At 50.3% G+C, this 9,327-nt stretch carries 10 protein-coding genes, 1 rRNA gene and 1 riboswitch; of the genes, 1 reads left to right on the forward strand and 10 read right to left on the reverse strand.

Features of this window, described 5'->3' with window-relative positions; genetic code table 11:
• Window positions 1–3: 3 nt before the first annotated feature.
• The 8 genes from purF to purE are packed head-to-tail and all read right to left on the reverse strand — an operon-like array spanning window position 4 to window position 8,133.
• Window positions 4–1,413, reverse strand: coding sequence for an amidophosphoribosyltransferase (purF, locus tag KNO96_RS13445; protein WP_214704287.1), 1,410 nt, complete (start codon window positions 1,411–1,413; stop codon window positions 4–6).
• Window positions 1,389–3,608: a phosphoribosylformylglycinamidine synthase subunit PurL gene (gene purL / locus KNO96_RS13450; RefSeq protein WP_214704285.1), complete on the reverse strand. Its 2,220-nt coding sequence runs from the start codon at window positions 3,606–3,608 to the stop codon at window positions 1,389–1,391. The genes purF and purL overlap by 25 nt, the downstream gene beginning before the upstream one ends.
• Window positions 3,592–4,272 carry a phosphoribosylformylglycinamidine synthase subunit PurQ gene (purQ, locus tag KNO96_RS13455; protein WP_214704284.1) on the reverse strand — a complete coding sequence of 227 codons (681 nt, stop codon included), beginning with the start codon at window positions 4,270–4,272 and terminating at the stop codon, window positions 3,592–3,594. Before purQ ends, purL begins: the two co-directional genes overlap by 17 nt.
• A complete protein-coding gene (gene purS / locus KNO96_RS13460) occupies window positions 4,269–4,511 on the reverse strand; it encodes a phosphoribosylformylglycinamidine synthase subunit PurS (RefSeq protein ID WP_214704282.1) in 243 nt (80 codons plus the stop codon). Before purS ends, purQ begins: the two co-directional genes overlap by 4 nt.
• The gene (gene purC, locus KNO96_RS13465) at window positions 4,508–5,212 is read right to left on the reverse strand and encodes a phosphoribosylaminoimidazolesuccinocarboxamide synthase (protein ID WP_214704277.1); all 705 of its coding nucleotides are present in this window, start codon (window positions 5,210–5,212) and stop codon (window positions 4,508–4,510) included. Before purC ends, purS begins: the two co-directional genes overlap by 4 nt.
• Window positions 5,213–5,261: 49 nt before the next feature.
• On the reverse strand, window positions 5,262–6,554 hold the full coding sequence (purB, locus tag KNO96_RS13470; RefSeq protein WP_015880706.1) for an adenylosuccinate lyase: 1,293 nt from the start codon (window positions 6,552–6,554) through the stop codon (window positions 5,262–5,264).
• Window positions 6,551–7,645, reverse strand: a complete 1,095-nt coding sequence (gene purK, locus KNO96_RS13475; RefSeq protein WP_214704276.1) for a 5-(carboxyamino)imidazole ribonucleotide synthase — start codon at window positions 7,643–7,645, stop codon at window positions 6,551–6,553. Before purK ends, purB begins: the two co-directional genes overlap by 4 nt.
• On the reverse strand, window positions 7,645–8,133 hold the full coding sequence (gene purE, locus KNO96_RS13480; protein ID WP_214704270.1) for a 5-(carboxyamino)imidazole ribonucleotide mutase: 489 nt from the start codon (window positions 8,131–8,133) through the stop codon (window positions 7,645–7,647). The genes purK and purE overlap by 1 nt, the downstream gene beginning before the upstream one ends.
• A gap of 70 nt (window positions 8,134–8,203) precedes the next feature.
• Window positions 8,204–8,305, reverse strand: a riboswitch (purine riboswitch).
• A 146-nt stretch (window positions 8,306–8,451) separates the two neighbouring features.
• Between purE and KNO96_RS13485 the strand changes: the two genes are divergently transcribed.
• Complete coding sequence (locus tag KNO96_RS13485; protein WP_214704268.1) at window positions 8,452–8,922, forward strand: NUDIX hydrolase; 471 nt, start codon at window positions 8,452–8,454, stop codon at window positions 8,920–8,922.
• 41 nt (window positions 8,923–8,963) lie between these two features.
• Here KNO96_RS13485 and KNO96_RS13490 read toward each other — a convergent pair whose 3' ends face one another.
• Together KNO96_RS13490 and rrf are read right to left on the reverse strand one after the other, a co-directional pair.
• Window positions 8,964–9,155 (reverse strand): NETI motif-containing protein, encoded by a 192-nt coding sequence (locus tag KNO96_RS13490; protein ID WP_026826893.1) that lies wholly within the window; start codon window positions 9,153–9,155, stop codon window positions 8,964–8,966.
• Window positions 9,156–9,240: 85 nt separating this feature from the next.
• Window positions 9,241–9,327 (reverse strand): 5S ribosomal RNA (gene rrf, locus KNO96_RS13495); the annotation flags it as partial.

Raw genomic sequence — 9,327 nt, forward strand, 5'->3', positions numbered from 1 at the left:
CCCTTAAGCCTTTGTCTCTGTTACGAGTTCTGCAAGTTCAGTCGGATAAAGCCCCGTGAAACATGCAGCACACTGCCCGCGTAGTGCTCCTTCGAATGGACGATCGATGGCTTCGACCGTTCCATCCAATGTGAGGAACGCTAGTGAATCGGCACCAATCTCTTCTCTGATCTCTTCAATGGATTTGGTTGCCGCAATTAACTCTTCCTTGGTGGAAGTATCGATTCCGTAGTAACACGGATGTTTGATCGGTGGTGACGTGATGCGCACATGCACTTCCGTTGCGCCTGCCTCTCGGAGCAACGTGACGATTCGGCGACTCGTCGTTCCACGGACGATGGAATCATCGACCATGATGACGCGTTTCCCGTTCACGACACCGCGTAACGCCGATAACTTCATCTTCACGCCACGCTCCCGTAATTCCTGGGACGGTTGAATGAACGTCCGTCCGACGTAACGGTTCTTAATGAGTCCCATTTCGTATGGGATCCCGCTCGCCTCAGCGTAACCGATTGCCGCGGAAATACTCGAATCCGGCACACCTGTCACGACATCTGCTTCGACCGGTGCTTCTTCAAACATCTTTTTCCCCATGGCCTTACGTGCCGTATGCACATTGATGCCATCGATGATTGAGTCCGGTCGTGAGAAGTAGATGTATTCCATCGAACACATGGCACGGACCGCCGCTTCACTGAATCGTTCAGACGTGATCCCTTCATCCGTGATCATGAGCAATTCGCCTGGCTCGACATCCCGGACGTACGTCGCCCCCACGACGTCAAACGCACACGTCTCCGAGGCGAAAACGTACGCCCCGTCTTCCGTCTGTCCGAGTGATAATGGACGTAACCCATGTACGTCAACTCCGACGTATAGCGCGTCTTCCGTCAAGAATAGAAAAGCGAACGCTCCAACGAGACGGGCCAAACTGTCGGCGATTCTTTCTTTTACCGAGTTGCCGCGACTCCGTTTGATGAGATGGGCTACGACTTCTGTGTCAGACGTCGTTTGGAAGATTGCCCCTTCCGCTTCGAGCATATGTTTCAACTCGTTCGCGTTCACGAGATTTCCGTTATGCGCCATCGCCAAATCTCCTGTCAACGACTTGAAATGAAGCGGTTGAACGTTCTCTAGCGTATTGCCGCCCGCCGTCGAGTAGCGGACGTGACCAATCGCATGATTTCCGGTGAGGGCATCGAGCGATGTCTCATCAAATACCTCGGTGACGAGACCAAGGCCTCGTTTCGCATGGAGACGCTCGCCGTCTGCCGTGACGATCCCCGTCCCTTCTTGACCACGATGCTGCAAACTGTGAAGTCCGTAATAGGCAAGGTGTGACGCTTCGATGTGACCGAACACACCGAAGACGCCGCACTCCTCATTCATGCCTCGGATGTCATATAACATGGAATAGCTCCTTCCCATACACGCTCCAACTCTTGCACGTCCATTTCAATCAAGCGGTCGCTTGTACGAAGGACAAGCGTTGCTGTCTCTGTGACCGTTCCGATTTCCGTCCCGTTCGTCATGCTCGCAAATGCCTCAGCTTGTGCCTTGTCGACGGTCACGAGGAAGCGTGACTGGGATTCACTGAATAATGCCGTCACAAGATCTGTGTCGATCGTCACGTCCATGCCGAGACCTGTTCCAAAGACCAGTTCTGGTAACGCTGCCGCAAGACCACCTTCTGACACATCGTGTGCCGCCGTGACAAGACCACCACGGATGGCTTGAAGTAATGCTTTCTGTGTGTGACGTTCTTCCTCAAGATCGAGTGTCGGCGCGTGGCCGCTCACTTTACCGTCTTGGAGCATTTGAAGGGCACTTCCGCCAAATTCCGCTTTCGTCTCACCGAGTAAGAAGACGACGTCTCCTGCTTGTTTCGCAAACGAAGTCGTGATGTGTTCCGGCTTCTCGATGAGCCCGACCATTCCGACGACCGGTGTCGGGTAGATCGCTTGCCCGTTCGATTCGTTATATAGCGATACGTTTCCACCGATGACAGGCGTATCGAGCGTACGGCAAGCTTCCGCCATCCCTTCAACGGCTTGGTCGAGCTGCCAGAACCCTTCCGGTTTATCCGGGCTTCCGAAGTTAAGGCAGTCCGTCAAGGCAAGTGGTTCCGCACCACTCGCGACGATATTACGTGCCGCCTCAGCGACAGCGATGGCCCCACCGACACGCGGGTCGAGATATACATATTTCGCGTTGCAGTCTGTCGTCATCGCGAGCGACTTCTCCGTCTCACGAATGCGAATGACCGCGGCATCACTGCCTGGTGCGACGACTGTCGACGTTTGCACCATGTGGTCGTATTGCTCATACACCCAACGTTTCGAGGCGATGCTCGGCATCGCAAGGACGTCTTTCCATGTCGCCATCACATCTTCAACGATTGGTGTGACGGGCTCCATCGCTTGGAAGGCTTCATAGTATGCCGGGACTTTAGAAGGTTTATGATAGACAGGAGCGTCTTCTGCGAGCGCGTCGACCGGTACCTCTGCTGCGACTTCCCCTTGATGAACGAGACGAAGTACTTTCTCTTCGATGACCTCGCCGACTTTGATCGCGTGAAGTCCCCACTTCGTGACGATCGCTTCAATCTCGTCTTCATGACCTGCTTTGACGACGAGGAGCATCCGCTCTTGCGATTCCGATAGCATCATCTCGTAAGGCGTCATACCTGTCTCACGTTGGGGGACGAGGTCTAAGTTCATCTCAATCCCCATACCTGCTTTTGAGGCCATCTCCGCTGACGAAGAGGTCAATCCGGCTGCCCCCATGTCTTGAATCCCGACGAGCGCCGGGTGCTTGATGACTTCGAGACACGCTTCGATCAAGAGCTTCTCCATGAACGGGTCTCCGACTTGTACGGCTGGACGTTTCTCGTCTGCGTCTTCTCCGAGTTCTTCAGAAGCGAACGTGGCACCGTGGATCCCGTCACGCCCTGTCGTCGCTCCGACGTACATGACCGAGTTCCCGACACCTTCCGCGATCCCTTTTTGAATGTCTTCATGACGGATGAAGCCCACACACATCGCGTTGACGAGCGGGTTTCCGGAGTAGGCCGGGTCAAAGGCGACTTCTCCACCGACCGTCGGGATGCCGACACAGTTCCCGTATCCGGCAATGCCTGACACGACATGACCGAATAAATGTTTCACACGTGATTCGTTCAAATCTCCGAAACGGAGTGAGTTCAATAATGCAATCGGACGGGCGCCCATCGAAAAGATGTCACGGATGATTCCACCCACCCCAGTCGCAGCACCTTGATAAGGTTCAATTGCTGACGGGTGATTATGACTCTCGATTTTGAAGGCGACGGCTTGACCGTCTCCGATATCGACGATTCCTGCTCCTTCTCCCGGTCCTTGTAAGACGTGCTCGCCGGTTGTCGGAAACTTCCGGAGCACCGGTTTCGAGTTTTTGTACGAACAGTGTTCAGACCACATGACCGAGAAGAGGCCGATTTCTGTATAATTCGGTTCCCGGCCAAGCAGTGAGACGACGAGCGCGTATTCGTCGTCCGATAATCCCATCGTGGCATAGATCTTTTCATCACGGATTTGTGTAGCTGTCGGTTCAGTTGTAAGTAACATGTCGTGCCCCCCATTTTACGATTGACGTGAATAACCGTTTACCGTCTTCTACACCGAGCAACGCTTCGACCGCACGCTCCGGGTGTGGCATCATGCCGAGTACATTTCCTGCCTCATTCGTGATGCCGGCGATATTTTCGACCGATCCGTTCGGGTTCTCTTTGTACGTGAACGCGATCTGCCCATTTGCCTTTAATGTCTCAAGTGTCGCGTCGTCACAGTAGTAGTTCCCTTCCCCGTGTGCAATCGGGACACGAATCGTTTCCTGTGCCGCATACTCACTTGTGAACATCGTCTCGTTGTTTTCGACGACGAGGTCGACCGTCTTACACATGAATTTCAAATCACGGTTTCGCATCAATACACCTGGAAGTAACCCTGCTTCGACGAGTACTTGGAATCCGTTACATACTCCAAGCACCGGACGTCCTTCTTCAGCGAAACGCTTTACTTCAGTCATAATCGGTGAAAATTGGGCGATTGACCCGCAACGCAAGTAATCTCCATATGAGAATCCACCTGGTAACAGGACCCCATCGAACCCTTCAAGTGACGTTCCTGTATGGAATACGTATTCTGCTTCTTCCCCGAGCACGTCTTTTACCGCGTGGTACATGTCGAGGTCACAGTTTGATCCTGGAAAGACGATGACCGCGAACTTCATGCGAGTACCCCCATCTCAATTTCATAATTCTCAATGACCGTATTGACGAGTAACTTCTCACACATTTCTTTGACCATGTCTTCTGTCGTGTCGTCCGCTACTTGAAGCTCGATGATTTTCCCGATGCGCACCGATTCAACGCCAGCGAATCCGAGATGTTCGAGTCCACCTTTCACGGCAACTCCTTGTGGGTCGAGTACACTTTCACGTAATGTCACATACACGATTACTTTTTTCATTGTCCGTTTCCCCCTATGCGTGTTAACAGTTGTCCATACGTCTCAGTCAAAGAACCTAAATCGCGACGGAATACGTCTTTATCGAGTTTTTGTTTCGTTTCTTGATCCCAGAGGCGGCACGTATCGGGTGAAATCTCATCCGCTAAGATAATCGTCCCATCCACTTTTCCGAACTCTAGTTTAAAATCGATTACGTCGATGCCGTGTTGATCGAAGAAATCGAGTAATACTTCGTTTACCCAAAGTCCGAGTTGTCGCAATGTTTCGACTTCTTTATGTGTAGCGACTTGCAACAATCGGATATGGTCCTCTGTGAGGAGCGGGTCCCCAAGGGCGTCATCCTTATAATAAAACTCGACAATCGGTGCGAGGAGCGGCGTCCCTTCTTCCCAACCGAGACGTTTCGCCAGACTACCGGCCGCGACATTGCGGACGACCACTTCTAACGGAATGATGTCGACACGGCGGACCAACTGTTCTCGTTCTGAGATTCGTTTAATGAAGTGCGTCGGAATCTTATTGTCATGCATTAATTCGAACAACTGCGTCGTGATGGCGTTGTTTAAAATCCCCTTCCCATCAATCGACTCTTTCTTCTCTCCATTGAATGCTGTCGCATCATCTTTGTAGTACACACGAAGCACACCCGCTTCTTCTGTCTCAAATAACGCTTTCGCCTTGCCTTCATAAATTGCTTTCATCTGAACCGTTCCCCCTTAAAAGTGAGAGGGGCATGTCGCCCCTCAACGATTACAAACCACAGCGTTCAAAAATTGTATCGACACGACGTACGTGATAACGCGGGTCGAACAACTCATCGAGCTCTTCACTCGTAAAGAGTGCGCCCATTTCTTTGTCCTCTTCAATCAATGTCCGGAACATCGTTTCTTCTTCCCACGCCTGCATCGCCTTCGGTTGAACCGCATCGTATGCCGCTTCACGACTCCAGCCCTTCTCGATGAGACCGAGTAGAATACGTTGCGAGAAGATGATCCCGAACGTACGGTCCATGTTGCGACGCATGTTGTCCGGGAAGACCGTCAAGTTCTTCACGATGTTACCAAAGCGATTCAACATGTAGTTGAGAAGAATCGTCGCATCCGGGATGATGATTCGTTCTGCTGATGAGTGCGAGATGTCACGCTCATGCCAAAGCGGAACGTTTTCGTAAGCCGTCATCATGTGACCGCGAATGACACGCGCAAGTCCTGTCATATTTTCAGAACCGATTGGGTTACGTTTATGCGGCATCGCAGACGACCCTTTTTGTCCTTTCGCAAAGAACTCTTCCACTTCGCGTGTCTCTGTTTTTTGAAGCCCACGAATCTCGGTCGCCATCTTTTCAATCGATGTGGCAATCAATGCGAGTGTTGACATGTACTCGGCATGACGGTCACGTTGGAGTGTCTGTGTCGAGATTGGTGCAGCTTGGATACCGAGCTTGTCACAGACGTATGATTCGATGAATGGGTCAATATTTGCGAACGTTCCGACCGCTCCGCTCATCTTCCCGAATTCAATCGTTTCGCGAGCTGCCATGAAGCGTTTTTTGTTCCGTTTCATCTCTTCATACCAGAGGGCCAGCTTCAAACCGAACGTGGTTGGTTCTGCATGCACGCCGTGGGTACGTCCCATCATGATGTCGTACTTATGTGCTTTCGCCTTTTCTGCGAGAATACCGATGAAGCGATCTAAATCGGCCTCTAAAAGATCATTTGCCTGTTTGATTAAGTACGAGAGTGCCGTGTCGACGACATCCGTCGACGTCAAGCCGTAATGCACCCATTTTTTCTCTTCTCCGAGTGTTTCGGAAACGGCACGAGTGAACGCGATCACATCATGACGTGTCTCTTGTTCAATCTCTAGAATGCGATCAACATCAAACGATGCTTTATCCCAAAGGACTTGTACATCTTCTTTCGGGATGATGCCGAGTTCACTCCAAGCCTCGCAGGCATAAAGCTCAACTTTTAACCAAGCCTCGAATTTGTTTTGATCAGTCCAAATGTTTGCCATCTCTGGGCGGGTGTAGCGTGAAATCATAAAACGGTCTCCTTCCAAATTGCCAGTTGTTCGATGGTATGAAGCGCACCTTCGACCGTGTCAGCAAGGACGTTCAAGTGTCCCATTTTGCGACCTGTCTTCGCCTCATCTTTTCCATACAGATGTAGTTTAACATTCGATGGCAATGCTTTGACATTGAGTCGTTGCATATGTTCGCCGAGAAGATTGACCATGACGACAGGCGTTGTCAATGTCGTACGTCCGAGACGCATTCCCGTCACGGCTCGAATGTGTTGTTCAAATTGTGAGGTCTCACAAGCGTCAATCGTGTAATGCCCGGAGTTGTGGGGACGCGGTGCGAGCTCATTCACATATAGACGTCCATCCGCCATGACGAACAGCTCGACGGCGAGCGTTCCCGTTAAACCGATATGATCGGCGAGTTGGAGTGCGAGGTGTCTCGCATCCTCTTGAATCTCATCAGTCACACGAGCCGGTACGATGGATAGATGTAGAATGCTGTTGTGATGAATATTTTCACTGATCGGGAACGTCGACGTTTCTTCTTCTCCTCGTGTCACGATGACCGAGATTTCTTTTTCAAACGGCAACCAGGCCTCAGCGACATATTCTTGTTCGACAAAGTGTTCAATGAACGCCTGAAGGTCTTGTTCCGATCGAATGACCGTCTGGCCTTTCCCGTCATAGCCGAAGCGACACGTTTTGATGACAAATGGGTAACCGAGCTTTTCGTGTGCCTGCCGTACCTCTCGAACCGTACGAACCGAAACATATGGCGCCACACGTAGTCCTGCTGATTCAATCATCTGTTTTTCTAAGATGCGATGTTGCGTTGCCTTCAACACGTCCATACCTTGTGGACATTTCTCTTCGATGGCTGCAATCATTTCCGTGTCGATGTTTTCAAATTCATACGTCACAATGTCTGAACGGTCAGCGAGTTCTTTCGCGGCATTCACATCATCAAATGAAGCGATAATCGAATCCGCTACTTGTGCGGTCGGTGCATTCGGGTTAGGGTCTAGACAAAGCGTCGTGTATCCCATTGCACTCGCGCTGAGTGACATCATCCGTCCAAGCTGTCCTCCACCTAAAATGCCGATTCTCATTAGACCAGTTCCTCCGTTCCACGCATGGCCATCTCTTGTTTTTGCTCTCGGAACATTTCAAGTCGCTTCGTGATTTCTGCTGATTGGATACTGAGGATCTGAGCAGCGAGTAAACCGGCGTTCGTCGCACCTGCTTTACCGATGGCGACAGTCGCTACTGGGACGCCTGCAGGCATCTGTACAATCGACAGTAGCGAATCCATTCCATTGAGTGCTTTCGACTGAACTGGGACACCGATGACAGGAAGAGTCGTTTTTGCGGCGACCATCCCTGGAAGGTGAGCTGCCCCACCAGCACCCGCAATGATGACTTGAATACCTCTGCCTCGTGCCTCTTCCGCATATTGGAACATCAAATCTGGTGTTCGATGGGCCGATACGACTTGCTTCTCGTATGGAATCTGTAACTCATCCAACATGTCACAAGTATGCTTCATCGTCTCCCAATCAGATGAACTACCCATGATGACGCCTACCACTTCGTTCATTCCACATATCCCCCTTACAAAAAAGAAATCCCTAAACCGAGCAATCAGTTTAGGGTATAGGCATGACAAATACACGTCCGCTACACCCCATAGTCTGACCAGAGTCGGTGATCAGGTAGAAACTTGCAAGCCATTTCCTTGCGATTATATGGAGCACTATTCATTTTTCTTAACTCACACGCCTATCGTACCTTGTTCTTTGAAAACATGTCAATAAACTGCGAACATTTTAATTGTCTGAATATTTATCGTTCGCCTTTTTGATGTTATCAGTATAATCTTCTCCGCTAATGTATGCTATTGAAAAGGGCGAGTTAGATGAGTTACATAGCGAGTTTACGAGAAGTGATTGGGAACCGTCCAATCATCAGTGTCGGAGCGACCATTTTGGTCATCAATCAAAAACAAGAAGTACTGATGCAGCATAGATCGGATACACTCGATTGGGGTTTACCGGGAGGATCGATGGAACTCGGGGAAACGCTGGAAGAGGTCGCTGCACGAGAATTGAAAGAAGAAACCGGGCTTCTCGCTGAGCATTTCGAATTAATTCAGGTTTTTTCCGGTCAAGATGGTTACTTTAAATATCCGAATGGAGACGAGATATACGGTCTCATTCATTTATATCAGGCAAAAGGAGTACATGGAGAGCTCGTCATGGAAGACGGTGAAAGCCTGGCTCTTGAATACTTTAGTAAAGAGAATCTTCCTATGAAGATAGAAAAACGGGCTCAAACTTTATTGGATGCGCTTGGAGATCGATGCTTTGAACGCGAGCATTCGTTTTGATATGTAAAAAGCCGTCACACAATCTGTGTGACGGCTTGGCATTAGGATTCTTTAGAGACGCATTCAAATAAAATCGATTGATGGGAGTGGACAGGTACATCTTTGGCTCCCGTTTGCTCAAAGACGGGCTTTTCAATGCGGCGTATAGGACGATAACCCATTTCATTGATTCGATCTAAACATTCACTGACCGTTTCATTTGGTTCGACATATACTTTGATCTTCTTAGCCATTTCTTAACGTCCTCTCTTCCACTAAGCTGAATCGATGATACGAAAAAACGGCGGCCCTTGAGCGAATGCTCCAGAACCACCGTTTGCCTGGCAACGTCCTATCCTCACAGGGGGAGATCCCCCAACTACTTTCGGCGCTGAGACGCTTAACTTCCGTGTTCGGCATGGGAAC

The organism is Exiguobacterium sp. s89 (assembly GCF_018617735.1).
GTDB classification, from domain to species: Bacteria; Bacillota; Bacilli; order Exiguobacteriales; family Exiguobacteriaceae; genus Exiguobacterium; species Exiguobacterium marinum.

Coding starts and splice junctions, on each gene's coding strand:
- purF (WP_214704287.1), bottom strand. CDS start 1,413: ATGTTATATGACATCCGAGGCATGAATGAGGAGTGCGGCGTCTTCGGT.
- purL (WP_214704285.1), bottom strand. CDS start 3,608: ATGTTACTTACAACTGAACCGACAGCTACACAAATCCGTGATGAAAAG.
- purQ (WP_214704284.1), bottom strand. CDS start 4,272: ATGAAGTTCGCGGTCATCGTCTTTCCAGGATCAAACTGTGACCTCGAC.
- purS (WP_214704282.1), bottom strand. CDS start 4,511: ATGAAAAAAGTAATCGTGTATGTGACATTACGTGAAAGTGTACTCGAC.
- purC (WP_214704277.1), bottom strand. CDS start 5,212: ATGAAAGCAATTTATGAAGGCAAGGCGAAAGCGTTATTTGAGACAGAA.
- purB (WP_015880706.1), bottom strand. CDS start 6,554: ATGATTTCACGCTACACCCGCCCAGAGATGGCAAACATTTGGACTGAT.
- purK (WP_214704276.1), bottom strand. CDS start 7,645: ATGAGAATCGGCATTTTAGGTGGAGGACAGCTTGGACGGATGATGTCA.
- purE (WP_214704270.1), bottom strand. CDS start 8,133: ATGAACGAAGTGGTAGGCGTCATCATGGGTAGTTCATCTGATTGGGAG.
- KNO96_RS13485 (WP_214704268.1), top strand. CDS start 8,452: ATGAGTTACATAGCGAGTTTACGAGAAGTGATTGGGAACCGTCCAATC.
- KNO96_RS13490 (WP_026826893.1), bottom strand. CDS start 9,155: ATGGCTAAGAAGATCAAAGTATATGTCGAACCAAATGAAACGGTCAGT.